At 38.2% G+C, this 26158-nt stretch carries 26 protein-coding genes; all 26 read right to left on the minus strand.

Annotation, left to right across the window (positions count from 1 at the left end):
• Positions 1 to 16: 16 nt before the first annotated feature.
• A complete protein-coding gene (gene dusB / locus ACF3N8_RS01375) occupies positions 17 to 1012 on the minus strand; it encodes a tRNA dihydrouridine synthase DusB (RefSeq protein ID WP_009384601.1) in 996 nt (331 codons plus the stop codon).
• On the minus strand, positions 1012 to 1503 hold the full coding sequence (gene folK, locus ACF3N8_RS01380; RefSeq protein WP_009384600.1) for a 2-amino-4-hydroxy-6-hydroxymethyldihydropteridine diphosphokinase: 492 nt from the start codon (positions 1501 to 1503) through the stop codon (positions 1012 to 1014). The genes dusB and folK overlap by 1 nt, the downstream gene beginning before the upstream one ends.
• The gene (folB, locus tag ACF3N8_RS01385) at positions 1500 to 1868 is read right to left on the minus strand and encodes a dihydroneopterin aldolase (RefSeq protein ID WP_009384599.1); all 369 of its coding nucleotides are present in this window, start codon (positions 1866 to 1868) and stop codon (positions 1500 to 1502) included. The genes folK and folB overlap by 4 nt, the downstream gene beginning before the upstream one ends.
• On the minus strand, positions 1865 to 2650 hold the full coding sequence (gene folP, locus ACF3N8_RS01390) for a dihydropteroate synthase (protein WP_238102107.1): 786 nt from the start codon (positions 2648 to 2650) through the stop codon (positions 1865 to 1867). Before folP ends, folB begins: the two co-directional genes overlap by 4 nt.
• Positions 2651 to 2895: 245 nt before the next feature.
• Positions 2896 to 3828, minus strand: a complete 933-nt coding sequence (gene cysK / locus ACF3N8_RS01395) for a cysteine synthase A (protein WP_009384596.1) — start codon at positions 3826 to 3828, stop codon at positions 2896 to 2898.
• 105 nt (positions 3829 to 3933) lie between these two features.
• Positions 3934 to 4803, minus strand: coding sequence for an Hsp33 family molecular chaperone HslO (gene hslO, locus ACF3N8_RS01400; RefSeq protein WP_238102108.1), 870 nt, complete (start codon positions 4801 to 4803; stop codon positions 3934 to 3936).
• Positions 4804 to 4877: 74 nt separating this feature from the next.
• Entirely contained in the window at positions 4878 to 6971 is a 2094-nt protein-coding gene (gene ftsH, locus ACF3N8_RS01405) for an ATP-dependent zinc metalloprotease FtsH (protein ID WP_009384593.1), read from the minus strand.
• 116 nt (positions 6972 to 7087) lie between these two features.
• Positions 7088 to 7627, minus strand: coding sequence for a hypoxanthine phosphoribosyltransferase (gene hpt / locus ACF3N8_RS01410; protein ID WP_009384591.1), 540 nt, complete (start codon positions 7625 to 7627; stop codon positions 7088 to 7090).
• A 1-nt stretch (position 7628) separates the two neighbouring features.
• Positions 7629 to 8903: a tRNA lysidine(34) synthetase TilS gene (gene tilS, locus ACF3N8_RS01415; RefSeq protein WP_017176436.1), complete on the minus strand. Its 1275-nt coding sequence runs from the start codon at positions 8901 to 8903 to the stop codon at positions 7629 to 7631.
• A gap of 449 nt (positions 8904 to 9352) precedes the next feature.
• Positions 9353 to 9739 carry a S1 domain-containing RNA-binding protein gene (locus tag ACF3N8_RS01420; RefSeq protein ID WP_009384587.1) on the minus strand — a complete coding sequence of 129 codons (387 nt, stop codon included), beginning with the start codon at positions 9737 to 9739 and terminating at the stop codon, positions 9353 to 9355.
• A gap of 93 nt (positions 9740 to 9832) precedes the next feature.
• The gene (locus ACF3N8_RS01425; protein ID WP_009384585.1) at positions 9833 to 10228 is read right to left on the minus strand and encodes a septum formation initiator family protein; all 396 of its coding nucleotides are present in this window, start codon (positions 10226 to 10228) and stop codon (positions 9833 to 9835) included.
• An 18-nt stretch (positions 10229 to 10246) separates the two neighbouring features.
• Positions 10247 to 10510 (minus strand): RNA-binding S4 domain-containing protein, encoded by a 264-nt coding sequence (locus ACF3N8_RS01430; protein ID WP_392450104.1) that lies wholly within the window; start codon positions 10508 to 10510, stop codon positions 10247 to 10249.
• A complete protein-coding gene (locus tag ACF3N8_RS01435) occupies positions 10507 to 11691 on the minus strand; it encodes a MazG nucleotide pyrophosphohydrolase domain-containing protein (RefSeq protein ID WP_009384582.1) in 1185 nt (394 codons plus the stop codon). Before ACF3N8_RS01435 ends, ACF3N8_RS01430 begins: the two co-directional genes overlap by 4 nt.
• Positions 11688 to 13217: a polysaccharide biosynthesis protein gene (locus ACF3N8_RS01440; RefSeq protein WP_009384580.1), complete on the minus strand. Its 1530-nt coding sequence runs from the start codon at positions 13215 to 13217 to the stop codon at positions 11688 to 11690. Before ACF3N8_RS01440 ends, ACF3N8_RS01435 begins: the two co-directional genes overlap by 4 nt.
• Positions 13204 to 16716, minus strand: a complete 3513-nt coding sequence (gene mfd / locus ACF3N8_RS01445) for a transcription-repair coupling factor (RefSeq protein ID WP_392450106.1) — start codon at positions 16714 to 16716, stop codon at positions 13204 to 13206. The genes ACF3N8_RS01440 and mfd overlap by 14 nt, the downstream gene beginning before the upstream one ends.
• Positions 16713 to 17285, minus strand: a complete 573-nt coding sequence (gene pth / locus ACF3N8_RS01450; RefSeq protein ID WP_009384576.1) for an aminoacyl-tRNA hydrolase — start codon at positions 17283 to 17285, stop codon at positions 16713 to 16715. Before pth ends, mfd begins: the two co-directional genes overlap by 4 nt.
• A gap of 361 nt (positions 17286 to 17646) precedes the next feature.
• The gene (locus tag ACF3N8_RS01455; protein ID WP_009384574.1) at positions 17647 to 18306 is read right to left on the minus strand and encodes a 50S ribosomal protein L25/general stress protein Ctc; all 660 of its coding nucleotides are present in this window, start codon (positions 18304 to 18306) and stop codon (positions 17647 to 17649) included.
• Positions 18307 to 18434: 128 nt separating this feature from the next.
• The gene (locus tag ACF3N8_RS01460; RefSeq protein WP_009384572.1) at positions 18435 to 19400 is read right to left on the minus strand and encodes a ribose-phosphate diphosphokinase; all 966 of its coding nucleotides are present in this window, start codon (positions 19398 to 19400) and stop codon (positions 18435 to 18437) included.
• A gap of 35 nt (positions 19401 to 19435) precedes the next feature.
• A complete protein-coding gene (locus ACF3N8_RS01465; RefSeq protein ID WP_009384570.1) occupies positions 19436 to 20881 on the minus strand; it encodes an NTP transferase domain-containing protein in 1446 nt (481 codons plus the stop codon).
• Positions 20882 to 21155: 274 nt separating this feature from the next.
• Positions 21156 to 21479 carry a septation regulator SpoVG gene (gene spoVG, locus ACF3N8_RS01470; protein ID WP_009384568.1) on the minus strand — a complete coding sequence of 108 codons (324 nt, stop codon included), beginning with the start codon at positions 21477 to 21479 and terminating at the stop codon, positions 21156 to 21158.
• Between the two features lie 61 nt (positions 21480 to 21540).
• Complete coding sequence (locus ACF3N8_RS01475) at positions 21541 to 21921, minus strand: RidA family protein (RefSeq protein ID WP_009384566.1); 381 nt, start codon at positions 21919 to 21921, stop codon at positions 21541 to 21543.
• A 20-nt stretch (positions 21922 to 21941) separates the two neighbouring features.
• On the minus strand, positions 21942 to 22766 hold the full coding sequence (gene purR, locus ACF3N8_RS01480; protein WP_009384564.1) for a pur operon repressor: 825 nt from the start codon (positions 22764 to 22766) through the stop codon (positions 21942 to 21944).
• An 18-nt stretch (positions 22767 to 22784) separates the two neighbouring features.
• On the minus strand, positions 22785 to 23633 hold the full coding sequence (gene ispE, locus ACF3N8_RS01485) for a 4-(cytidine 5'-diphospho)-2-C-methyl-D-erythritol kinase (protein WP_009384562.1): 849 nt from the start codon (positions 23631 to 23633) through the stop codon (positions 22785 to 22787).
• A 641-nt stretch (positions 23634 to 24274) separates the two neighbouring features.
• The gene (locus ACF3N8_RS01490) at positions 24275 to 24526 is read right to left on the minus strand and encodes a Veg family protein (protein ID WP_392450111.1); all 252 of its coding nucleotides are present in this window, start codon (positions 24524 to 24526) and stop codon (positions 24275 to 24277) included.
• Between the two features lie 100 nt (positions 24527 to 24626).
• Entirely contained in the window at positions 24627 to 25514 is an 888-nt protein-coding gene (rsmA, locus tag ACF3N8_RS01495; protein WP_392450113.1) for a 16S rRNA (adenine(1518)-N(6)/adenine(1519)-N(6))-dimethyltransferase RsmA, read from the minus strand.
• A complete protein-coding gene (rnmV, locus tag ACF3N8_RS01500; RefSeq protein WP_009384556.1) occupies positions 25511 to 26059 on the minus strand; it encodes a ribonuclease M5 in 549 nt (182 codons plus the stop codon). The genes rsmA and rnmV overlap by 4 nt, the downstream gene beginning before the upstream one ends.
• Between the last annotated feature and the right edge of the window lie 99 nt (positions 26060 to 26158).

Here is a 26158-nt window from a genome sequence, read left to right on the forward strand (position 1 = left end):
TCTCCTTTTTGTTTGTTTACGCTTGTTGTAGTGATGCTTTTTCCATCACTTCTTTTTGGAATGCTTGTAAAATATCTATCATTTCTTGTTCAGTCTCCGCTTGGTTCAGCGCTTTACGTGCCTTACCATTACCGCGAACACCTTTAAGGTACCATGATGCATGCTTACGCATTTCCATGACGCCTACTTTTTCACCTTTTAATTCTACTAGTCTACGTAGATGTAATAAAGCAATTTCTACTTTTTCATCTACTTGAGGTTCATCAATTAATTCACCTGTTTCAAGGTAATGTACAGTACGGTAAATCATCCAAGGATTACCAAGTGCCTCACGTCCGATCATGACAGCGTCTACACCTGTTTCTTCAAGCATCTTCTCTGCAAGTTCTGGACTTGTAACATCACCATTTCCGATAACAGGAATATTGACCGCTTCTTTAACACGACGAATGATATCCCAGTCAGCATGACCTTCATACATTTGTACGCGTGTACGACCATGAAGTGAAATCGCTGATGCACCTGCTTTTTCTGCCATTTTAGCATTTTCTACGGCATAGATATGATCTTCATCCCAACCGATACGCATCTTACATGTTACAGGTTTATCAACGCGTTCGACAACTGCTGAAACCATCTCATAGATTTTATTAGGATCAAGTAACCAACGTGCACCCGCTTCACATTTAATGATTTTTGAAACTGGGCAACCCATATTAATATCGATGATGTCAGCTGTCGTATTTTTATCGACATATTCTGCCGCTTCTACAAGCGTTTCCTTTTCACCACCGAAAATTTGTAAAGATAATGGTCGTTCATTCTCATCAATATATAGCATATTCATTGTTTTAGGGTTATTAAATAAAATTGCTTTATCACTAACCATTTCAGCACATACTAGACCTGCACCAAACTCTTTTACCGTTAATCTGAACGCAGAGTTACAAACGCCGGCCATAGGAGCTAATACAACGCGGTTATTGATTTCTACATCTCCAATTTTCCACATTATGAATGCCTTCTTTCTTCGTATTTAATTACTGTTTCATCCGGCTCGACTAAAGTTTCGATTGTTTGTTGTGACCTCGGTTCAACTAGGTGTGGTGCGATATCATTTAGTGGAATCATCACAAAAGCACGTTCTGTCATTCTCTTATGCGGAACCGATAAATCTTCAGTTTCAATGATTTCGTCACTGTATAAAAGAATATCCACATCGAGTGTTCGAGGTCCATTTTGGAACTTACGAACGCGATGGCGTTGTTGTTCAATATCTAATGCAACCTCTAAGAGCGCATGCGGTGATAAATCCGTTTCAATTTTAACGCATTGGTTTAAAAAGTCAGGTTGTTCTGTATAACCAACTGGCTTTGTCTCATAGATCGGTGATGACGCTACAACTTTAATATTGTCATTTAAGTTGAGTAAACGAATGGCTTCCTTTAGCTCTACAGTACGATCACCAATATTACTACCTAACCCTAGATATGCTTCTTTCACGATTGATTCACCCTTGTTATCTCGATTCCTACACCCTTGTAGTGACCGGGTATAGGTGGATTTTCTTTCGTAATTCTTACTCTTGTTTCCATTACACGATTATAGTGTGAATTTATTCGTTTTGCAATATGCTCAGCAAGATGCTCAAGTAAATTTACAGGCGTACCTTCCATAATTTCTTTTACATCTTCATACACATCTGCATAATTCACCGTTTCAAATACAGAATCCGACTCGCCTGCATCTTTTAAATCTAAAGTTAAATAGATATCTACTAAGAAGATTTGTCCGATTTCATTTTCAGCTTCTAAGACGCCATGATAACCGTAAAATCGCATACCTTCTAGAAAGATTTTATCATTCATGCTTCATTCTCCTTTAATTGATCCATAGCATGGCAAATATGTTTATTAAGCTTCACGTTATGCACGCGAACACCATGAACGCCCTTCATAATTCCATAAGCAGAAGTAGCTGCTGTTGTCTCATCGCGTTCATGACTGCGATTGTCGCCACCCATCAGTTCTTTAATATAGCGTTTACGACTTGTCGCAAGTAACACCTTATAACCCGTCGCTACGAGTTCATCTAATCGAGACATCACCACTTGTTCTTCCTGACGCGTCTTCGCAAAGCCAATTCCTGGATCGATCCAAATGCGTTCAGATTTGATGCCTTGCGATTCTGCTTGATTCGCTTGTTTAAGTAATGTAACCATCATTTCATCCATAATCGGCTCTGAGCGGTTGCCATCACCATTGTGCATTAATACAATTTCGGCGTCGTATTCAGCTACTACCTTAAATATTTTAGGGTCGAACATACCTGCCCACTGATCATTTATGATTGTCGCACCTAATTCAAGCGCCTTTTTAGCCACTTCACTTCGAGACGTATCAATAGATAGCGTTACATCTAAATCCTTTAACGCTTCAACAATCGGTATAACACGGTCTAGCTCTTCTTCAAGCGGTACTGGAGTATGACCCGGTCTTGTCGACACGCCACCGATGTCGATGATATCTACACCTTCATCCATCATTTCTTTCGCACGTTTCAAAGCATTTTCAACACTATTATATTTTCCACCATCTGAGAATGAATCTGGCGTTACATTTAAGATACCCATAATTTTCGTATGTGACAACGTCATCAACCCTTTCAATACATTACTCTTAGTATAACAAAATATGTAAAGCATGTAGCATCGACCGCTTGATACTTCTCCTGAAATACATTCAGCCTCCTCTATCAGTCATACGCGTAATCATTAATTTTTTCTTCTAGGAAAAGCCCTATCGCACAGGCACCTATTTAAAGGGCTTTTCAAGAGGGAAAAGTGACATAAAAAAAGACTGAGACGTAATGTCCCAGCCCTTTGAAAGCCTAATATTAATCATCAAATGAATATAAAGGTGTTGATAGGTAACGTTCACCATTACTTGGTAATACCGTAACAACTGTTTTACCTTTACCTAGTTCTTTTGCTTTTTGGATGGCAGCGTGGATAGCAGCACCTGAAGAAATACCGCCAAGGATACCTTCTTCTTTAGCTACACGACGTGACATTTCCATAGCAGTCTCGTTACCTACTTTGATAACTTCGCTATAAATTTCAGTGTTTAGTGTACCTGGTATGAATCCAGCACCTAGACCTTGTAATTTATGAGGACCTGGTTCGCCACCACTTAATACTGGAGAATCTTCTGGTTCAATCGCAACAATATCAATGTCAGGATACTTTTCTTTAAGGACTTTACCTGCACCAGATAAAGTACCACCAGTACCAACACCAGCTAAGAATGCATCAATTGTTTTACCTTCGAATTGTTCTACAAGCTCTGGACCAGTTGTTAATTCGTGAACGCGTGGGTTAGCTTGGTTTTCGAATTGTTGTGGTTGGAAATAACCGTGTTCTTCACTAAGTTCTTTCGCTTTCTCGATTGCGCCTTTCATTGCTTTAGCACCTGGCGTTAGTATAAGTTCTGCACCGTAAGCTTTTAATAAGTTACGACGCTCTTGACTCATTGTATCAGGCATTGTGAATACAGCGTTATAACCTTTAGCTGCACATACGAATGCAAGACCGATACCTGTATTACCACTTGTTGGTTCTACAATTGTGTCGCCTGGCTTAATTTTGCCGTCTTTCTCAGCTTGTTCAATCATAGCTAATGCGATTCTGTCTTTAACTGAGCCACCTGGATTTTGATATTCTAATTTAACATAAATATCTGCGGCATCTTCGTCTACTACATTGTTTAACTTAACTACAGGTGTTTCACCAATGATTTCTGTAATGTTGTTTACCGGTTTTTTGACCATATTGATTACCCCTTTTCATTTAAAACTTAGTCGTCTTATCGGATATAAATTAATCATATCAAAAAACTGAATATTTAAAAAGTAATTAGGCTCTATTGCTCTAATTTAAATTAAGGCACGTAACTCTGCTTCGCTATATTGAAACTTCGAACGACAGAAATGACATTCTGCTTCGGCACCGTGATCATCTTCTATCATTTGCTTAATTTCTGCTTCGCCAAGGCCTTTAATGGCATTTAAAAACTTATCGTGGCCACAATTACATGTGAACGAGGCATCGATTGTTTCTAGAATGTCTACTTCTTCTTCACCTAGAATGTGATAAAGCAATTCTTCTGCTGAAACGCCTTCGTCGATAAGCTTTGAAACTGGCGTCATATTCGTGATGGCCTTTTCAAGTTTGGTAATCGTTTCATCGTCCGCACCTGGCATGACTTGGATGATAAAGCCACCCGACGCTTTGATGGAATTATCTGGGTTAACGAGTACCCCAAGACCCACTGAAGATGGTACTTGTTCACTCTTTGCATGGTAATACGTAAAGTCTTCACCAAGCTCACCTGAAATAATTGGGCTTGAACCTGTAAAGTAGTCTTTCATGCCGACATCTTTAACAACACGAAGTGAACCGTCAGTACCTACTGCACGGCGTACGTCTAATTTTCCTTGATCATTTAATGGGAAATGTGTTTGTGGATGATCAACATAGCCTCGTACATCACCTTTAGCATTCGCGTCAGCAATAATACGTCCAATTGGGCCGCCGCCTTCAACCGTTACAGTTAATTTTTGTTCACCTTTTAACATCGCACCCATCATGAGCGTTGCAGTCATTGTACGACCAAGCGCAGCTGAAGCAGTTGGCCACGTGTAATGTCTTTGTTGTGCTTCTTGCACGGAATTTGTGGTTAATGCACTATAGGTACGGATTTTACCATCATAAGCTAATGCTTTAACGATATAGTCTTGAGTCATAACTCATTTTCTCTCCTTTAAAAAAGTCTCTTTCTGTTATCTTGTATGATATCAGAAAGAGACTAAATACAATATTATTTAAAACGATTTGGATCTTCGTCGTCGCGGTTAGGACGATGATCGTCATCATAGTTAGATGTGCGATCGTCATCATAACGATTGTTATCGTCAGCTGCACGACGGTCACGTTCATCTCTAGAACGTTGACTTTCATGCGCACGATCCATCATTTCATCTTGTTCACGACGAATTTCGTCATATGATTTACCGTATTTACCAGAATCGTAGTCATCATCACGTGATTCAGGTACTTCTGCTTCATCGTAATTAACTTCTGGTAAATGACCATCATGGAATAATGAACGAATTTGTTCTCTGACTAATGTTTCTTCAGTCAGTAGTGTTTTCGCGATTAATTCAAGTTGTGATTGATGTTCAAGTAAGATTTCTTTACAACGTTCGTATTGTTCTTTAACGATACGTTGAACTTCTTTATCAATCTCATAAGCGATTTGACCAGAATATTCTGGTTCACCTGACATGTCTTTTCCTAAGAAGACTTGGCCGCCGCCTTTATTAGAGAATTGAAGTGGACCTAGTTTCTTACTCATACCGTACTCGGTAACCATTTGACGTGCAATTTGTGTCGCACGTTCGAAGTCGTTTGAAGCACCTGTTGAAACTTCGTTAAACATGATGTCTTCGGCAACACGACCACCGAGTAAACCACAAATTTTATCGAGTAATTCTGGTTCAGTCATTAAGAAACGGTCTTGTTTAGGTAACATCATCGCGTAACCACCAGCTTGTCCACGTGGCACAATTGTAACTTTGTGTACCACTTCTGCTTCGTCAAGTACCATACCAATAATTGTATGACCTGACTCGTGGTGCGCAACGATATTTCGTTCTTTGTCTGAAATAACACGTGATTTCTTAGCTGGACCTGCGATAACGCGGTCTGTTGCTTCTTCGATATCACGCATATCAATTTTCTTCTTACCGCCACGAACTGCAATTAATGATGCTTCGTTCAGTAAGTTTTCTAAATCGGCACCTGAGAAACCAGGTGTACGTTGAGAAATTGCTTTTAAATCAACTGTTTCATCAAGTGGTTTGTTACGCGCGTGAACGTGAAGAATTGCTTCACGACCTTTAACATCTGGACGACCAACTTGAATTTGTCTATCGAAACGTCCTGGACGTAGTAACGCTGGGTCTAAGATATCTGGACGGTTTGTAGCAGCAATCATAATGATACCTTCGTTCTCACCGAAACCATCCATTTCAACAAGTAATTGGTTAAGCGTTTGTTCACGTTCATCGTGACCGCCACCAACACCTGCACCACGTTGACGACCAACTGCGTCAATCTCATCGATGAAGATGATACAAGGTGCATTTTTCTTCGCATTTTCGAATAAATCACGTACACGAGATGCACCAACACCAACGAACATCTCAACGAAATCAGAACCACTGATTGAGAAGAACGGTGCACCCGCTTCACCCGCTACGGCACGAGCTAATAATGTTTTACCTGTACCTGGAGGACCTACTAATAAGACACCTTTCGGAATTCGTGAACCCATTTGCTTGAATTTACGATTGTCTTTAAGGAAGTCAACAACTTCAATCAGTTCTTGTTTTTCCTCATCTGCACCAGCTACATCTTTGAAACGAACGCGACGTTTTTGTTTGTCATACATTTTGGCTTTAGATTTACCAAAATTCATCATGCGACCGCCACCGCCGCCACCTTGTGCTTGACTAATGAAGAAAATAAATAAGAGCGCGATAACTATAACCGGAATTAAGGTCGATAGTATGCTCACAAATACGCTTTGTTTTTCTTCTTCTTTAACATTAAAATCGAGTTTCTTTTGATCACGTGCTGTATCTGTGACTTTTTCTAATTCTTTCTGATTGTTAAATAAAATGGCTGATGAATATTCTTCGCCGTCTTTCATCTCGCCCTCTACCATATATACATTTTGCTCTGGTTGAATGGTTAAGGATTTTAATTCACCTTTGTCTAACTTCTTCATAAATTGCTCATAAGAAAGTTGCTTTGGCATGTTGCCATTACCATTTAACCAGGAGAACAATCCGAATATGATAACGCCTATAATTGCAATAAACAGCACATTACGAAAAGCTTTCTGCATGCGACGTTTCCTCCTACTTGAATAATAAAACTAACAAAAATTGTAACACAAAATAGAATTTATTGGCTAGTATTTCAACTTTACATACATTTTAAAATAAATACGAAATTTACCCTTTATTTAGAGTAGATTTCAGGCTTTAATGTACCGATATAAGGTAAGTTTCGGTATAGCTCACCATAATCGAGACCATAGCCTACAACGAATTCGTCTGGAATCTTTTTACCAACATATTTCGCTTCGATATTTGCTTTACGACGATTAGGTTTATCGAGTAATGTAACAATCTCAAGTGAGTTCACGCCTCTAGATTTTAAAAGGTTCGTAATGGATTTAAGCGTCGTACCTGTTTCTAAAATATCTTCAATAATTAAGATATCTTTGTTTTCGATAGATGTGCTTAAATCTTTTAAGATTTGAACTTCACCAGTAGATTCGGTACCGCCGTGGTAGCTTGAAACGTCCATGAAGTCAATAGATAAATGCGTATCGATATGTTTGATTAAATCCGCCATAAACATGACAGAGCCTTTTAAGATACCTACGCATAATAAAGGTTTACCATTATAATCTTCTGTAATGGTTTTACCTAAATCTTCACAAATCGCTTTAATATCCGCTTCTGTTAGTAAAATTTCCTTTAAATCGTCTTTCATTTTATTTTTCAGCTCCTAATTTTCTAATATCAAGCAAATTTCTCAAGTCTTTATGTAGATATAAATTACCCACAAGTACGATCTGATGCTTGTGATCGCTTACAATCGGCATCGACGCGCGCAAATGGGTCGGAATTTTATAATCAATCATGAGACGGGTTACTTTTTTATGTTTACCATCGTGAATTTGAACTTTGTCTCCTGTACGACGCGTACGAATCGTAAAAGGAAACATGGCATCCGGCATGTTTTGATCAAACATGATACGATACCCACCGAAATCATATTCACCATGATGTTTCACAATTAGAACGTCATCCTCATTTGAAAATGTCGTCGTAATAACAAATTTATCATAAGATATTTGAATTATCCATTCATCTGTAGTGTGAAGCCTAATTTGTGAAACAGATGTCTCTAGTTGGTGAAACCATTCGTGATAGGCCTTTTCAGAAAAGGACAAACCTGTCTCTAAATCGTGTAAAAGTGTATCAAGAATGTGCATCTTAATATATGAATCTAAATCGCTAAATGCTTGTCTTGGCATCTCTATATCTTGGGCCTTGAAAGTTACGCTTTCGTCTATAAAACGACGAGCCTCTTGGTGTATGATGGCACGTTGGTGTTCGTGAAAGTCGTGCAATTTCAAGAGATGTGAAGGCGACAACATAGGATTGGATTCGATTTCTGGTAAAATGCGGTTCCTGATATCGTTACGTACGTATTGATTAGAGGCATTTGAGGCATCTTCGTAAAAAGGGACCTTGTATCGTGCTTGGTAACGTTTAAGGGCGTCCTTTCTCGTATGAAGCAAGGGACGACTGATATGATAGCCATGTTTAGGGATAAGTTGCTTGATACCTAAGCTACTACGCGTACTGCGCCCAGTCATTAAGCGATAAAAAATCGTTTCAATTTGGTCGTCTTCATGATGGGCAGTTAATAAGAAATCTGCGTTTAAGTCACGCATCATATCATCAAACCAAGCATAACGCGCTTCCCTTGCGATATGTTGGATGCTATTTCCTTGTTCAACCACGTCATTTAAATCTAACTGATGTGTATAGAGTGGTACGTGATGTTTCTCGCAAAAGGCCTTTAAAAAGGAAGCTTCCTCATGAGATGCTTCACGCACGCCGTGATTGACGTGTAAACACGTAAGTGTGTGGTAGGTGTTTCGATATGATGTCAATAATTGATGTAATAACACCATACTATCAATGCCAGTAGACACAGCAACTACAATATGATGGTTGTGATTCCATTGTACATCCATATCTTCACCTCATAAAAAATAAGGAGTGTTCATGACGACACCCCAGTAGATTGACGTTTAATTCCATTCATTTATATTTACATCATGACGCTATATAATGAAGCACCTTTCAAGGTACTTATACGCTAAGATACTGATACTGTGCGCTCGATTAGATGCCGAGCACGTTGATTACTTCTTTGAAACAAGTGACATTGCGCGCACATAAGGCACGAGGTTTCAACAAAATACGTACCTTACGGATACGAACGTCTCACTTACAACACGATTATATCCGTAAGAAAAAAATCGGTCAAGATTCAAATATATGAAATCTCGACCGATTCATTGCAGGTTTATCGCGTGGTTTCACATCTTTATCTCGTGAAATCGGGTCACGTCATAAATATTGAAAATTTAACGAACATTGGGTTTAACCACGCTTGTATGTTATTGATTATAAGACCGAATTAGCGTCTAGAACCACGGCCTCCACGTCTTGACTCAGTTTGACGCTTGATAGAAGTAAGTTTATCTTCACTATCTTTTAAGAAGTTAGATAGTTTCTTTTCAAAGTCTTCTGGTTTTTGGCTTGGTTTTTGTTGTTGCGATCTACGTGGACGCGCTTTAGCCTTTTTAATAGAAAGACTTATCTTACCATCATCCGCAATGGTCAATACTTTGACTTCTACTTCATCTCCAACTGAAAGATGATCTTCAACATTTTCTACATAATTATCAGCAACTTCACTGATATGTACTAAACCGCTTTTACCTTCAGGTAATTCCACGAACGCACCAAACTTTTTGATACCAGTGACTTTACCTTTAAGCTTACTTCCTACTTCAATTGACATATTATAAATAAATCCTCCCGATTTGTTTCAGTTTTAACTCTATTATATGCTTGTTTAATCAATTTAACAATGCTATTTTACATTTTGATTGGACTATTCTTTTGAATCTTGTGACTGATCTTTATTCTTTTCATCTTTTGGTAATCTAAATATGATTTCGCCATCATTGCTTAGTGAGTAGTCGTCGCGCGCGACTTTTTCGACATAGTTTTTATCATTTAAGTTATGCAACTTTTCTTTAAGTGTAATCTCTTGTTCTTGTAGCTTCTTATATTCCTCTTCCTTTTTAACACGTTCATCCGACAAATGATTGTTATGATTAATTTGGTTAAATACCATAAATCCTAAAAAGATAAGAAATAGTAATAAAATGCCACCAAATAATGCGATACGCTTTTTAATAATGGCTCTGCGTTTATTTTTAGATATCTTACGTTTATCTTCTGTCTTCGTGTATTGATTACCAATGTTTCTAACTTTTCTAGCCAAAGATTGTCACCATCCTCTTTACATTTCTGACACGCGCGCTTCTTTTAGTAATTCAAACATGCCTTTTGCATTCTCTTTAGATGCATGTTCATTTAAACCAGTGACTTTAACTGTAATTTCTTTTTGACCAAAACGAATGACTAATGTGTCATCGATTTTGACATCTGTGCCTGCTTTTGCAACATTGTCGTTTACGGTTACACGACCTTGATCGCTTATTTCTTTAGCAAGCGTACGACGTTTAACAAGTCGTGCTACCTTTAAATATTTGTCGAGTCTCATGATGTATGACCTCCTTGTTCTAAGTAACGTTTTAGCGATGCTTCTGTATAATCCTTATTTTTGATTCCATCATACATTTCAAGAAAGTGCGTCGCAAATACTTTCTCAAATTTTACGCGAGATGGCTTACCTTCTTGTAGTTTACGTTCACGCCAAATAGCATTGACGTCTTCTACACTATCAGCTGACTTATCACCAAATATATGAGGATGACGCGCTATCATTTTCTCAGTAATCGCACCGACAACTTCACGTACATCGAAGTAACCATCCTTTTTACCAATACTTGCATGTAACATCACTTGTAAAAGCACATCGCCAAGTTCTTCAATCATATGATGGTCATCTTCATTATCGATTGCTTCAAATAACTCGAAAGTTTCTTCTAATAAGTAGCGTTTTAAAGTGTCATGCGTCTGAACTTTATCCCATGGACATCCTTTTTCATCATCAACGAGTAAATCAATCACCGCTTCTAAATATGAAAATTCTCCAACAAAATCTTGTTCTTCAGTGACCTTTGGAATGAAAACACTCGTTAAATTATTGTAGTGCGCATAATGATCAAGTTCATAAAGCGGGCACGAAATCGCTTGTTGATGATCTGCACGTGCACCATCAATGATTTGAATGTCATAATCATCTGGATAGCGCTCCATTAGCGTCAGTTTGATATCTGAAGCAACCATACTGCTATATACTTGTGTAATTAAAGTATGCGTCATTAAGTGACATTGATTTGGCGTAAGTGACGTACCATCAAGCAATGTAAATCCTTCTGTAGGATCGATATTTACCGAACTAAAGATATCGTCGATAAAACTTTTACCTCCGTAGATCTCAACGTTTACACCTTTGTCCTGACTGCGCGCTAATAATAATGTTGTCGTTGTCTCAAGCACGCGTGGGTGCCCTGGAACGGCATACGTCACGTCATGGTCTTTTGCTTCAGTGAAAAGCCCTTCAACGATGGCTTCGTATACACTTTCGAAATCATCATGCGCTTCATAAATGTCATCAAAGCTTTCAAACGTAATCTCATCCTTCAAGTCATGTATCACAGGATGATCGAGTGTTCGCGCATACACGGTATCTTGTTGTTGAAGGAAACGATAAACACCCAGTGGAAGTTCATCGATTCCATAGTTTCCTAAACCTACAATTGTAATTGTATGACTCATGTGTGACGTCCTTTCATTAAACGAGCTAATTTATCGCCATAAGGCAAGTATTGAAGTTCATCGTCCTTTAAAATACGAAGTTTTCCGATACATATCACTAATAGTATAACACCGAATAGCGCGACAATACATAATTCTACTAACCCGAAACCGCGACTCGCACTTGGTATGAGCCATAGTAGAAGTTGAACACCTAACGTCATGATCGCGACTGATACCAATAACTTGAAGATAAATTGTCGCATATCCGTTAGTTTGTAACGGCGTTTAACTTTTATGTGTAAGATGGTCGCAAAGACGATGAGGGATAGCACCGTACTGATACTCGTACCGAGAATTGAAAACGTTGTAATCATAACTAAATTGAGAATGATTTTAGTGATTATCCCGATGGTCATTGCGATTAAGATAAAGCGTGTCTCTTCAATCGTTTGAAGTAATGCGAAGTCCATCATAATAAGCGAGACGCAGATAACCGTTAACATGTATATCGTAAGTGTGAGCGTTAAGACATCACTTTTGAAAAAGACATGATTCAATAACGGTAAGACATTCATTAGTCCAACACATGCTGCTACACTGATGACAATAGTGATTTTGAGTGACACGTTCGCATAATAATTCATTTCTGTGTGCTGTCTTTCAGCTATTGCTTTAGTGAGTAGCGGTATTAATACAAAGCAAAATGTTGTCGTCACGATTAAGCCCATTTGTATAAGTGAGGCACCTCTGTCAAAAATACCTTTCTGTTTAATCGCTTCTTCAAATGATACGCCTGTAGCCTTTAATAGATTAATTACCGTAAAGCTATCGATAAATTGCCACAGTATTAAAATTAAATGACTGAGCGCAAAGATTAATGCACTCATCAGAAGTTGTTTCCAATGTATATCTGTATGCTTGAAATCAAGCTTAAGCTTAAAGTCCTTTTTCCAAAGTAAATAAATTAGTGCGAAGATAAAGCCGATTGATGAGGCTAAGATCGCGATGGTGCCCGCTTGATATATGGATAGTGACATTTGCGTAAAGAGCAGGATTGCGATGAGTATCGTGCCCACTCTGAACAATTGTTCAATCACTTGAGAGATGGCGGGTTCGTTCATGCGATGACGCATTTGGAAGTAGGCTCGGCACACGGATAGCCCGGCTACACCAAGCGCTGCAAGACTTGAGACGCGAATCATAGGTGTTAAGCCTGCATCACCCATCAACATCGCTAAGATAGGCGCCATGACAAAGATGAATATCGCGATGATGACGCCAATGATTTGGAAACTTGAAAATAAGTGATTAAAGTTTTGTGTACGCTGCTTTGAACCCATTGTTTGTGTGATGGCGCTAGGAAGTGCGTTTGTTGCGAGTACCACACATATCGCGATGATAGGATAAACCTGTTGGTAGGCATATAGTCCCTCATCACCTAGTATGTTCTGGTAAGGGATACGGTATATCGCACTGAGCACCTTTACGACAACGAGCGCGATGGAAAGTATGATGACGCCGTTAAAAGCGCTATGCGTCTTCATCAGGGATCGCCATACTTTCTTCAATCGTCTTCACGACGAACTTCAATTGGTCAAGCCATTGCTTAGATTTCTTAAGCGTTACTTGCATCTTATTCTCTTTAACGCCGACTTTCATTTGGCGCCCTAGGGCAACTGTTTCTTTGAATAATTGTTCACCATTGATGTCTTGTGTGCCCTTTTCAGAAAGTATGATTTCTATGGATTTGTTCTTATCTGAAATCGTTAAGACGCCTGAATGAACCGCATGAATTTTAATTTCGACAGAATCTAGTAAGCGTTCAACTTCGACAGGGTATTCGCCGAAACGGTCGATTAACTCGTCTTTAACGTCACGTAGTTGCTCGATACTTTCAAGCGTACGTAGCTTCTTGTAAATTTCAATTTTAGCTTGTTCATTTTTAATGTAAGAACCAGGCAGATATGCATCTAGATTTAAGTTCATTTCGATATCAGGTGTTTCTTCAACTTCTTTAATACCACGTTTCTCATTAACTGCTTCTTCTAACATTTGAGAATATAAGTCGAAACCGACTGAATCGATAAAGCCGTGCTGTTGTTTACCGAGTAAATTACCGGCACCACGGATGTTTAAGTCGCGCATGGCTATCTTAAAGCCACTACCAAGTTCAGTGAATTCTTTGATGGCTTGTAAACGTTCCTCTGCAGTCTCAGATAGGACTTTGTTTTGTGGATGTAGAAAATAAGCATAGCCAATACGACTTGAACGACCGACACGACCGCGCAATTGATATAACTGACTAAGACCAAAGCGGTCCGCTTCTTCGATAATCAGCGTGTTCGCGTTTGGTACATCGACACCTGTTTCGATAATCGTTGTCGTCACGAGAATATCGTAGTCCCCGTTAATAAAATCTAACATCGTTTCTTCTAAATCGCGCTCAGTCATTTGACCATGTGCGACGCCGATAGACGCATCCGGAACAAGCATTTGAAGTTGTTCGCGCTTTTCATATATCGATTGAACGCGGTTGTATAAATAGAAAACTTGTCCGTCTCGAGATAACTCTCTTAGAAGCGCTTCTTTAATAAAGTTAGCGTTTTGTTCAAGCACATACGTTTGAACTGGGAAGCGGTTCTCTGGTGGTGTTTCGATTACGGATAAATCACGTACACCAAGCATACTCATATGCAGTGTTCTAGGAATAGGAGTCGCCGTTAACGTCAGCACATCGACATTCGCTTTTAACGCTTTAATCTTCTCCTTATGACGTACACCAAAGCGTTGTTCTTCATCGACAATTAATAAACCTAAGTCCTTATATTGAACGGACTTACCAAGTAATTTATGCGTACCTACGACAATATCGACCTTACCTGACTTAAGACCCTCTTTCGTTTGGTTAACCTCTTTCGTCGTTCTAAATCGACTCATCAATTCAATATCAATCGGATAGTCTGACATACGTTCGATTAACGTTTCATAGTGCTGTTGCGCAAGAATGGTTGTCGGCACTAGGAAAGCAACTTGTTTACCTTCCATCACAGCTTTAAACGCTGCTCTGACCGCAACTTCCGTCTTACCATAACCTACGTCACCACAAAGTAAGCGGTCCATAGGTTTATTCACTTCCATGTCACCTTTAATTTCCGATATCGACTTATCTTGGTCAGGCGTTAATTCGTAAGGGAAATCCATTTCAAACGTTTGTTGTTCCTCAGTATCGGGACCAAACTGATAACCAACAGATTGTTCACGTTCTTTATAAATTTCAAGTAGTTCATCCGCAATATCTTCAATCGAACTTTGCGCTTTAGCCTTGGTTTTCTTCCATTCAGAACCACCAAGTTTATATAACTTAGGCGTCTTATCCTCAGATCCGACGTACTTTTGAACTTGCTCCATTTGATCAACTGGAACAAATAGTTGGTCTGTGCCTTTATACTGAATCTTAATGTAATCACGATGCACATCGCCAACTTCAAGCGTTTCCACACCTAAGTAACGTCCGACACCGTGATGCACATGAACAACATAGTCGCCTACTTTTAAATCTTGATATGATTTTATTTTTTCAGCGTTCGACATCGTTTTATGACGTTTTTTGCGCTTTTTCTGCTTCGATTTGAAAAGCTCTCGCTCAGTAACAACGACGAGATGCATGTATGGTAACTCGAAACCTTCAGACAAACTACCTTCAGTTATAATCGCATGTCCTTCCGACATCATTTCAGCTGTCGTGTCCTTTAAAGTAGGAATATGCATTTCACTTAACATAGATTGAATACGTTCTTGTTTCGTCTTCGTTTCAGCTAAGACAACCACACGATAATCTTGTTGTATGAAGCGATTAAACTCAGAGTTTAAAATGTCATACTGACCGTAGAATTGTTGAACGGGCTTACAAGAGAATTTAATTGTATCTTCTAATTTTACAGACATCGATGCCGTAAATAATGTAAAGTAGCTGATTTTACGCGACTTCACAAAGCGGTTTAACGCGTCATCGTCTGTAAACGTCTGTCCGATAAACCCTTTACCACTTTCGATTAAATTCTGCATAAATTCTTCATTTTCAACAGCGAGCGTAGATTCTGTTTCTTTAACACGATTATACTCATCTACCACGCATAAAGCATCGTCAGACAAGTAGTCCATGATTGTGGCCTTTTCCGCATACATAAACGAAATTAAGCGACGTAACACTTGATGATCAAACATGGTAGACTGTGCGAGCAGTAACGACTCATACGTTTCTTTAATATCGTTGCGGACCGATTTGTCTATTTTAGGCCTTGTCTCTTGATAGGCCTTTTCAAGACGTGGTTTCACACGTTTCAGTTCTTCATCACGAATGACTAAATCTGTTGCTGTAGTAATTTCAACCGATTCTAAATTCTCGCTTGAACGTTGAGATTCAACATCAATTTGGCGAATGGAATCGACTTCTGTATCAAATAATTCAATACGAACTGGGCTACCGATTAACGGATAAATATCGATAATGCCCCCTCTTAACGAGAACTCACCAATGTGAGAAACAACACTTTCACGTTTATATCCCATTGCGACAAGCTTTTCTAAAAAGCCATCTAAGTCGATATCGTCACCAATATTCAATTGGATTTGATGCGCAGCCCAAATGTCTCTTGGCGTGATTAATTTATTAAGGCCGTTTAACGGCACAACAAATAACCCTTTTTGATGTTTGGTTAATGCCGTAAGCGTGCGGACACGTTCACTCATCAGTTCAGGGCTTTGCGTTGAGAATTCTTCTGTCATGATGTCTTGAACAGGGTATTTAAATAATTCCTCGTCATCGACATATTGTAATAAATCCGCTTCAAGCTTATCTGCTTGGTACAAATTATTCGTAACCACAACCATTTGTTTATCATCAGATAAATACTTTTCAGCGATGATTGTTGCTTTAGCTGCAGGCGTTAAACCTGTGATTAAAAGATTCTCTCTTCCTAACTTTTCATTGAGTTCATTAAAGCGTTTATCGTTCGTTATAATCTCTTTAATTATTGATTTCACTTTACCTCACCATTATAGTTATTCATTACGTGATCGAATCGTGACGTCTCTATAAATGTTTCTACGGCGCGAGCTGAATGTTCAATCACTTTATCCATCGTCTTCATTTCGTCACTTGAGAATTTTTGTAGTACGTAATCCGGTACACTCATACCATTAGTTGGGCGACCGATACCAATTCTTACACGCTTGAATTCATTCGTTCCAAGGTGTTGAATTAACGATTTCATACCGTTGTGACCGCCTGCACTACCCTTTTGACGTAGTCTAATTTGACCTTGTTCTAAGTCCATATCGTCATAGAGTACCAGTAAATCTTCAACTTCAACACCATAATAATCCATGAGCGGACCTACCGCTTCACCAGATAAATTCATGAGCGTCATTGGCTCTATAAGCATCACTTTTTCATCGCCCATACGTTCAATCGTATAAGCACCTCTAAATTTTTGTTTATCAAGATTAAAGTTATGACGTTCTAATAACCAGTCAATCACTTCAAATCCAATATTATGACGTGTTAAGTCATATTTCTTTCCAATATTACCTAGACCAACAATACACTTCATTTAAATACCCTCCTGATTTGGTGGTTATGTATCTTTATTTAAAATGAATTTATATTTAGTAATGATTTTTCATTTCGTTCATCTATGTGTTATGGGCGAATGATGGCACAACTTTTTGGCTGTGAGATGACTTTGATCGTCTACGATTGTGATGAAGCATGGATGTATAAACGTGAGTGGTTGAGTTCGTTTGCGACTAGCTTTCATGTACGTTATAACCAACCCATTTTATCATCAAACGTATCATGCTTTTTGAAAAGCCAAATTGCCATTTTTCCCATCATAACACAAAAAAGGCATCTGCTTATTGAGTATAAGCAAAATGCCTTTAATAAGAAAGTATTTTGATAGATTAAAAGAATTATTCTTCTTCTTTTTTCTCTTCATTTTCTTCTTTATCTTCGCCAACAACTTCAGGTTCTTCAGTAGCTGATTCGCCTTCCATTTCTTCGATTTCTTCTTCAGTTGGTTCCTCAGTTGGAGGTACTACTGCTACTACTGAATCTTCTTTTTCGTTCTCGATTGTGTAGTCGCCGTCGATTTTAACGTCAGCTACAGTTAAAGAATCGTTAATTTCTAATTCAGTAATATCAACTTCGATATATTCAGGAATGTTATCTGGAGTTGCTGTAACTTCTAAATCGAATAATGGTTGTTCTACAACGCCGCCTTCTTTAGCACCTACAGCTTCACCTACTAAGTGAACAGGTACTTCAACAGTACGTTCTTCTGTCATGTTGATTGCTAAGAAGTCGATGTGTGTAATTTTGTTTTTAAGTGGGTCGAATTGGTAATCAGATACCATTACTTTAACTTGTTTAGAACCTACACCTAATTCGATTACACCATTACGTCCAACTTCACGGATAACTTTGATGAATTCTACCTCATCAACTTTTACTGAAACGTTTTTAGTACCGTAACCATATACAACTGCTGGAACTTTTCCTGCTTCTCTGATCTTTCTAAGATCTCCGCGTGTTTGTTTACCTTGACGAATGATAGACTTTAATGAAGTCATGTCATTTCCACCTTTCTAATTTCGCACATTATGTGCACCTCACTTGCCCATCAACTCACGTTGCTTGCAAGTGTTTATTTGATCGCTTTGAAATCGCGAACAGAAACATTATACATGTTTTACAAGTTTTAGTCAAATAGTACACTAACTGATTCATCTTCATAAACACGTACAATTGCTTGAGCTAATAAATTAGCTATAGAAAGCTCTTTAATGTTATTTGGCTTTTGCTCATCGCCTAACTTAATTGAGTTCGTAACGATTAATTCTTTGATTACTGAATCTTCAATGCGTTCTTTCGCTGGACCAGATAATACAGGGTGTGAACAACAAGCATATACGTCTTTAGCACCTTTATCTACAAGCGCTTGCGCTGCTAATGTGATTGTACCAGCTGTATCGATGATATCATCGATAATGATAGCTGTACGACCTTCGATTTCACCAACAATGTTCATAACTTCAGCAACATTTGGTTTCGGACGACGTTTATCAATAATCGCGATTGGTGTTTTTAAGATGTCTGCGAGTTTACGTGCACGTGTTACACCACCGTGGTCAGGTGATACAACAACGCATTCTTCTAGATCGATATCTGTATCATTCTCGAAGTAATCCGCTAAGATCGGTACACCCATTAAGTGGTCAATTGGAATATCAAAGAAACCTTGGATTTGAGGTGCGTGTAAATCTAAAGCAATCATACGTGTTGCACCTGCTTTTTCAATAAGGTTCGCAACTAATTTCGCTGTAATTGGTTCACGGCTACGTGCTTTACGGTCTTGACGTGCATAACCATAGTAAGGCACAACGATGTTAATATTTGCTGCAGAAGCACGTTTACAAGCATCAATCATAATTAATAATTCCATTAAGTGATCGTTTACTGGGTTTGATGTTGGTTGAATAATAAATACATCGCATCCACGAATACTTTCTTCAATGTTAATTTGAATTTCACCATCACTGAAGCGTTTAACAGAACATTTACCTAAATCAATACCTACATGGTCTGCAACTTCTTGTGCTAATGGTTCATTCCCTTTCAACGAAAAAATCTTTAACGACGAATTTTTATATTCGGTATTTAACATTTAAAATCCTCCAATTATTTGATTCGGTATTCAAATTATTTACGGTCTTTCAAATAGCCATCTTTAGTAGTTTGGCGTGATCTTGCAAGTGCTAAGCTATCTTGTGGTACATCATCCGTGATTGTTGAACCAGCAGCGATTAATGTATTATCACCTACTGATACCGGTGCAACTAAGTTCGTGTTACAACCGATAAATGCATCTTTACCAACGATTGTCTTGAATTTATTGACACCATCATAGTTAACTGTGATTGAACCGCAACCTATATTCGTACGAGCGCCAATTTCGGCATCGCCAATGTAGCTAAGGTGAGAGACTTTAGCGCCATCATCGAGTGTTGCTTTCTTCGTTTCAACAAAGTTACCGATTTTAACTTCTTGACCAAGGTTTGTACCTGGACGAAGTTGTGCAAACGGACCAATCTTAGACTTTTCGCCTATAATTGCATCTGTCACTACAGAATGCTTGATTTGAGCGCCGTCTTTAATTTCACTATTTGTAATTTCAGAATACTGACCGATTACAACATCTTCACCAATAACAGTTTGGCCCATAATTTTAGCACCAGGTTCAATAATTGTGTCCATGCCAATTGTTACGTCCGGACCAATATACGTTGTGTCTGTATCAACAATTGTCACACCGTTGTTTAAGTGATAATGATTAATGCGTAGCTGAAGTTCCTTTTCAGCTAATCCAATGAATGATCTTTGTGTAATATTTAATGGTTCTAGAAAGTCGTCTATATCCATAGTAGAAACTTTGCCATCTTTGTCTTTAAGGTTATTTACAAGTTCATAAATGTCACATTCATGCGTTTCATTGTCGAAATTAACTTGTTCTAACAATTCAATGAGCTTCTCAGTATTAAATACATAAACACCAGCGTCGCCATCTTCTTCATCAAGCCCTAAATCCACATATGCATCTACTTCGTCTTGACTTAAACCAAGTTCGTCTTCAATTTCATCGTAATCAACTTCTGATTGATAGAAAGCATCACGTTTTCCAACAGGCTTGATAGCTTCGAACATACCATGTTCATCGCGGTAAACATAGCGTGTTTTATATTCTGTCGTGCCTGAAACAGTCGTTAGAATTGTCGCATCGCTTTCTTCTTGTTCATGAAAAGCCATCATCGCTTTAAGCGTTTCCTTAGTTAATAACGGCGCATTACCAGAAACGATTAAAGTCATGCCAGATTGATCTTTTAGGTTTGCTTTCGTTTCATTTAAGTTTGATAAAACGTTGTCATTTGAAGAACCTTGAGCGTATAAACATGCATCTTGAACGATTTCTTGAACTTTGTCATCTTCTTTATCTACAACAGTTACAATGTTATCGAGCTCTAATTGCTTAACTTGTCCTACAACATGTTCAATCATTGTTTTGCCTGCAACTTTATGAAGAACATCTTGCTTCTTAGATTTCATTTTCTCGCTTTTGTCTGTTGCTAAAATAACTGCATTTTTTTGCATGAAGCGACCCTCCATTAATATTTACACTTCTACATTATTATAATTTAATAGAATAGTTACTTTCAAGGTCAAACAGAGAAGTTCCTGTTGAAAGCTTTTTTAAAAGTTAACTATTTCCATTAGTTGAAAATTACTTTAATGATATTTGGTGCTATTATAAATTATTTCATGGTTAATTCTTAGAAATACACTAAAGCTTGTTTATTGCATAAATAAAAAAAGCACACCGAAACAATGTGCTACGGTGTGCTGATATGACTTAATATTCAACGTATTAAGCTTCTTCTTCTGTATCGTCTTCCTTAGATTCAGATTCTTGTTGGTTTGATTTACCAGGAATTACTTCATCTGTTTCATCATATACTTTCATCACGGCATCTTGAATTTCTTGTCTCATGTCTGAGTTGATTGGATGCGCGATATCACGGAATTCACCATCTGGTGTACGTTTACTTGGCATCGCGACGAATAGACCTGAATTACCTTCAATTACACGTAAATCATGGATTACGAATGATTCCTCTAATGTAATTGAAACGAGCGCTTTCATTCTTCCGTCAGTTTGTATTTTTCTAAGTCTAACATCTGTCACTTTCATGTAGTGAGCCCCCCATAGTATATCTTTTTATTTATAGAAGCTTAACAAACATTAATAAAAATTATAAATCCTTTACTTCTGCTACGATTTCAATTTCAACTTTCACATCTTTAGGTAGACGTGCTACCTCAACACAACTACGTGCTGGTTGATGTTCATTAAAGTAAGAACCATAAACTTTATTAATGTGTTGAAAATCGTTCATATCAGATATAAAGATCGTTGCTTTAACAACAGCATCTAAATCTGAACCTGCTTCATTTAATACCACTTTTAAATTTTCTAAAACTTGAGTTGTTTGCTCGGAAACATCATCACTCACAATTTCTCCATTAAGATTTAATGGAATTTGTCCTGATGTGTAAACTAAGCCATTAACTACTGTGGCATGTGAATATGGTCCTAAAGCTTCAGGTGCTTTGTTTGTATTAATTATCTTCATGTTGTGATACGCTCCTTTTTTTATTCAAATTTAGATAAGCTATTGCCCATTTCAACGTTAAAGTTCTGATTATATTCATCGACATCAGATAGTCTTACTAAGGATGTATAATCTCGAATTAATCGTTGTTCAACTTCTTTAGATTCTACAAGTACTGATACCCCTTTAACAGTAGCTTTAAACTCTCTCATTAAATTCATAACGCCGTTTATAGATCCACCTGCACGCATAAAATCGTCCACGATTAAAACATTAGAGTGTTCTTTTAATGTGCGTTTAGATAATACCATCGTTTCAATTTGACGTGTTGAACCTGAGACGTAGTTTATGGACACTGTAGAACCTTCAGTCACCTTATTATCTTTTCTGATAACCACTACAGGTAAATTTAATACACTTCCAACTGCATTAGCAAGAGATATACCTTTAGTCGCAATTGTTACGATTGCATCTAGGTCTTCTTCAATGTAAATAGATGCAATCATTTTACCGATACGGTTAATCAACTTAGGATTACCCATTAGGTCTGATAGGAATAAGTAGCCACCTGGTAATAGGCGGTCTTTCTCTTGAAGTTTTTCGATAACCTCTTCAACAATGCGCGTCGCTTCGTCTTTACTCATACCTGGTTTGAATGATACACCGCCGCTTACGCCAGACGACGTGATGATCGTACCCATCTTTTCCTTTTCAAGGGTGCCCTTAATAATATGAACGTCTTCACTGATAGATGACTTAGCTTGCTTAAATTTGTTCACAAAGAATGTGAGTGGAATGACTTCGTTTGGATGGTTCATTAAGTACTGGGTCATAAACACTATTCGTTCGCTACGTTTGTATCGCATATTACGTCACCTTTCTTTTCAACCTAACATTCTTACAATGTACACTTCGCTACAACAACCACTTACGGCGTTATAAACGTGTCTTGCTTGTCTTTCGCGCTGTGCAAGTCCAAACACAGTTGGTCCACTACCACTCATTAAAGCACCATCTGCGCCGTTATTAATCATGTTTTCCTTAATCTTCTTAATTTCAGGGCACAAACCAATTGATACTTCTTCTAAACGATTAGTTAGGCTTTTACACATTTTGTCATAATCGTCCTCTTTAATTGCATCATAGCACATTTTCGTATGTACGGTATATGGGTGGTCTAGGTTAAGCGCTTTGTAGATATCCGCTGTCGACAAGCTAATAGCTGGCTTAGCGATGATAACCCAACTAGATGGTGGACGATTAATCAATTCTAACTTCTCACCGCGCCCGCGACATACAGCCGTCTCGCTATATACGCAGAAAGGAATATCCGATCCTAGACTCGCCGATAACGCTGCTAGTTCCGACTTAGGCACATCAAGTTCGAATAGTCGATTGATACCACGCATCGTAGCAGCTGCATCACTTGAGCCACCTGCTAATCCTGCCGCTACAGGAATGCTTTTATCAAGCGTAATCGTTACACCTTGTTTCAGCTCGTAAGTCTTGATCATGAGTTCCGCTGCTTTAAAAGCCAAATTCTTTCTATCATTCGGAATAAAGTTTTTATCTACTTTTAATACAATTTTTTGATCGTTGCGTTTTTCAAAAGATAAACGGTCATTCAAATCGACGGTCGTCATGATCATTTCGACTTCATGATAACCATCGTCACGTTTGAAAAGCGTATCAAGTGTTAAATTAATTTTCGCCGGTGCCGTTTCAAAAATCATACTTTTAGCCTCTTTCAAGTTATTGATGAAATTATTTTAACATAAAGAGCCGTATCGTTTGAATTAAATATAAGTCATTATACGGGATTGGGTGCTAGTCGTTTTAAGATATGTAATTGATTGTATGATTTTGTCTGGCACCAATTTTGGTGAGAGTCGGGTAGACTTTTTAGGCCAGGCTGCCGCCAGGTCTTATAGGCGAATGAGTCTACTGACTAGATATGAGGTTGCCTTATTACAAAGACTGAGCCAAACAATGTAACATGGACGCCTTGTTACAAAGACTCTACCAAACAATGTAATATGGGCGCCTTATTACAAAGACTACACCAAACAATGTAATATGGGCGCCTTGTTACAAAGACTGTACTAAACAATGTAACATGGGCGCCTTATTACATAGACTTTACCAAACAATGTAATATGGACGCCTTGTTACAAAGACTGAGCCAAACAATGTAATATGGACGACAAAACCGGAACGCCCTTCCCCCACAATCAGGCAAGGCCTATGCATCTCAAGACCCATGTCTACCCATACACTTATTTAAACCAATATCCTTAGCGCACCCAAGCGCCCACCACACGTAAAAAGACACGAACCAAAATGATTCGTGCCTTTTAATATATGAATATGTTGCTTATTGTGCGATTGCTTCTTCGTCGAACGATACTTGAACATTCTCAGTTAAAACATCTGTATATGTATAAGATACACGTTCGAAGTTATGTTGTTCTGGGTCCAATTCAACAACGAAAACTGATGGGTATGTTTCTGTCAGTACACCACATCTTTCGATTGTCTTCTTACGTCCTTCATTAGCTTTAAGTACAATACGATTTCCTAAGTGACCATCAAGAGAATTTTTGATGTCGATGATAGATTTTGGCATATTGCTCCACCTCGCTACAATAAACATTGTACCACTTTTACCAATATTTTGTCAAATAAAATTTAAATTTTATCAAGGTGAGCGCGCAATGTCAACACTTTCATATCTTTAATTCGGGAAAATTTTTCATATTCTCGTAAAGTTGCGCAAATTCTTTAATGGAAAGGGTTTCACCGCGTCGCTTAGGATCGATATCTGAACTTTCTAACCATTCTTTAATCGTCTCTTTATACTTTTTACCGTCAAACACTAAATTTTGATAATTGTTATAAATGGTTTTACGGCGCTGGCTGAACGCGCCTTTTGTTAATTTAAAAAAGGTCTCTTCATCATCAACCTCTACCACAGGTTGATCGCGACGCGTTAATTTAATCACGATTGAATCAACATTTGGCGGTGGTAAGAATACCGACTTCGGAACAGTTAACACACGAGATGTTTCTGTGTAATACTGTGCAATAATCGACAATGACCCATAAGATTTCGTACCCACTTTAGCATTTAAGCGCTCACCAACTTCTTTTTGCATCATAACTACATAGCCATCGATATTCGTATTTTGTTGGAGCAATGTTAGTAAGATTGGCGTCGTAATATAATATGGCAAGTTCGCCACAACTAAAATTTTATCGCAATCTTGCATATGTGTACGTATTTCTTGTTCAACATCTGCCTTTAGAATATCCTCATTAATCACAACTGTATTGTCGTACGGTGATAACGTGTCTTTTAAAACAGGAATCAAACGCTGATCAATTTCGAATGCCAACACTTTCTTCGCGTGCTTAGCAAGTTGCTCGGTAAGTGAGCCCATCCCAGGACCAACTTCGATGACACCAGTACGTTCATCAATGTCACTTGATTCGATAATTTTATTGATAATATTTACATCCACTAAGAAGTTTTGACCTAAACTCTTCTTAAAGTTAAAACCGTATTCTTTTAATAAAGCAAGCGTTCGTGTAGGTGTTGCAATATCCTTTGTCATGATTTCAACCCTTTCTTATCCAAAGCTTCAATTACATCTTCTCGCGTATAACCAAACGCGTTAAGTTTCTTTAACAATTGCTTACCATTTGCGTGACCGATACGTAATGAACGACAAACGACTTCTCGACGATGTCTCGCGTCAGGACCAATCACCAATCCTAAATCAATAAGTTCAGCTTTAGAAATCGTTTCGTCACCCTCTGAAAATGGCGTAGAAACATTTGATAAAGCCGCTTTAATCGTTTCTAAAGTTGCATGTTCGACACCAATCTTCTTATTTTTATTCATCGCGTCTTCTGGATTAATATAAGCATGTTTCACGCCCGGCACGTGCTCTTCAATAATCGCTCTAATTTTATCACCTGGGAAATCAGGATCTGTAAGCACGATGACACCACGCGTCTCCCTAGCATTTTGTATAATTTCAATCGTTTCTTTGTTGATAGCACTACCATTTGTTTCTATTGTATCGCAAATAACCGCACGTTTAACGCGTTCAGTATCATCGCGACCTTCGACTACCACAAATTCGTTGATTTTCATGTCTTTTACCTCGATTCTAAATAGTTACTCCACACATTTTACATGAAATATAGAAAAAGGCACAACATCGATAATAAGCAATGAAGTACTTATATCAAT

Source organism: Staphylococcus massiliensis (assembly GCF_043186315.1).
Lineage (GTDB): Bacteria > Bacillota > Bacilli > Staphylococcales > Staphylococcaceae > Staphylococcus > Staphylococcus massiliensis.

Excerpts from the sequence above, each read along its gene's own strand:
- ftsH (WP_009384593.1), bottom strand. The coding sequence starts at position 6,971 with ATGCAGAAAGCTTTTCGTAATGTGCTGTTTATTGCAATTATAGGCGTT.
- dusB (WP_009384601.1), bottom strand. The coding sequence starts at position 1,012 with ATGTGGAAAATTGGAGATGTAGAAATCAATAACCGCGTTGTATTAGCT.
- hslO (WP_238102108.1), bottom strand. The coding sequence starts at position 4,803 with ATGACTCAAGACTATATCGTTAAAGCATTAGCTTATGATGGTAAAATC.
- cysK (WP_009384596.1), bottom strand. The coding sequence starts at position 3,828 with ATGGTCAAAAAACCGGTAAACAACATTACAGAAATCATTGGTGAAACA.
- spoVG (WP_009384568.1), bottom strand. The coding sequence starts at position 21,479 with ATGAAAGTGACAGATGTTAGACTTAGAAAAATACAAACTGACGGAAGA.
- rsmA (WP_392450113.1), bottom strand. The coding sequence starts at position 25,514 with ATGACAAAGGATATTGCAACACCTACACGAACGCTTGCTTTATTAAAA.
- ACF3N8_RS01490 (WP_392450111.1), bottom strand. The coding sequence starts at position 24,526 with ATGCCAAAATCTATCATCGACATCAAAAATTCTCTTGATGGTCACTTA.
- ACF3N8_RS01430 (WP_392450104.1), bottom strand. The coding sequence starts at position 10,510 with ATGAGACTCGACAAATATTTAAAGGTAGCACGACTTGTTAAACGTCGT.
- ACF3N8_RS01455 (WP_009384574.1), bottom strand. The coding sequence starts at position 18,306 with ATGACTTCATTAAAGTCTATCATTCGTCAAGGTAAACAAACACGCGGA.
- pth (WP_009384576.1), bottom strand. The coding sequence starts at position 17,285 with ATGAAGTGTATTGTTGGTCTAGGTAATATTGGAAAGAAATATGACTTA.
- ACF3N8_RS01475 (WP_009384566.1), bottom strand. The coding sequence starts at position 21,921 with ATGAAGATAATTAATACAAACAAAGCACCTGAAGCTTTAGGACCATAT.
- rnmV (WP_009384556.1), bottom strand. The coding sequence starts at position 26,059 with ATGAAAATCAACGAATTTGTGGTAGTCGAAGGTCGCGATGATACTGAA.
- folB (WP_009384599.1), bottom strand. The coding sequence starts at position 1,868 with ATGAATGATAAAATCTTTCTAGAAGGTATGCGATTTTACGGTTATCAT.
- ACF3N8_RS01440 (WP_009384580.1), bottom strand. The coding sequence starts at position 13,217 with ATGAAGACGCATAGCGCTTTTAACGGCGTCATCATACTTTCCATCGCG.
- ACF3N8_RS01420 (WP_009384587.1), bottom strand. The coding sequence starts at position 9,739 with ATGTCAATTGAAGTAGGAAGTAAGCTTAAAGGTAAAGTCACTGGTATC.
- tilS (WP_017176436.1), bottom strand. The coding sequence starts at position 8,903 with ATGGATGTACAATGGAATCACAACCATCATATTGTAGTTGCTGTGTCT.
- ispE (WP_009384562.1), bottom strand. The coding sequence starts at position 23,633 with ATGATTTTTGAAACGGCACCGGCGAAAATTAATTTAACACTTGATACG.
- ACF3N8_RS01460 (WP_009384572.1), bottom strand. The coding sequence starts at position 19,400 with ATGTTAAATACCGAATATAAAAATTCGTCGTTAAAGATTTTTTCGTTG.
- purR (WP_009384564.1), bottom strand. The coding sequence starts at position 22,766 with ATGCGATACAAACGTAGCGAACGAATAGTGTTTATGACCCAGTACTTA.
- hpt (WP_009384591.1), bottom strand. The coding sequence starts at position 7,627 with ATGAAAGACGATTTAAAGGAAATTTTACTAACAGAAGCGGATATTAAA.
- ACF3N8_RS01435 (WP_009384582.1), bottom strand. The coding sequence starts at position 11,691 with ATGAGTCATACAATTACAATTGTAGGTTTAGGAAACTATGGAATCGAT.
- ACF3N8_RS01465 (WP_009384570.1), bottom strand. The coding sequence starts at position 20,881 with ATGCAAAAAAATGCAGTTATTTTAGCAACAGACAAAAGCGAGAAAATG.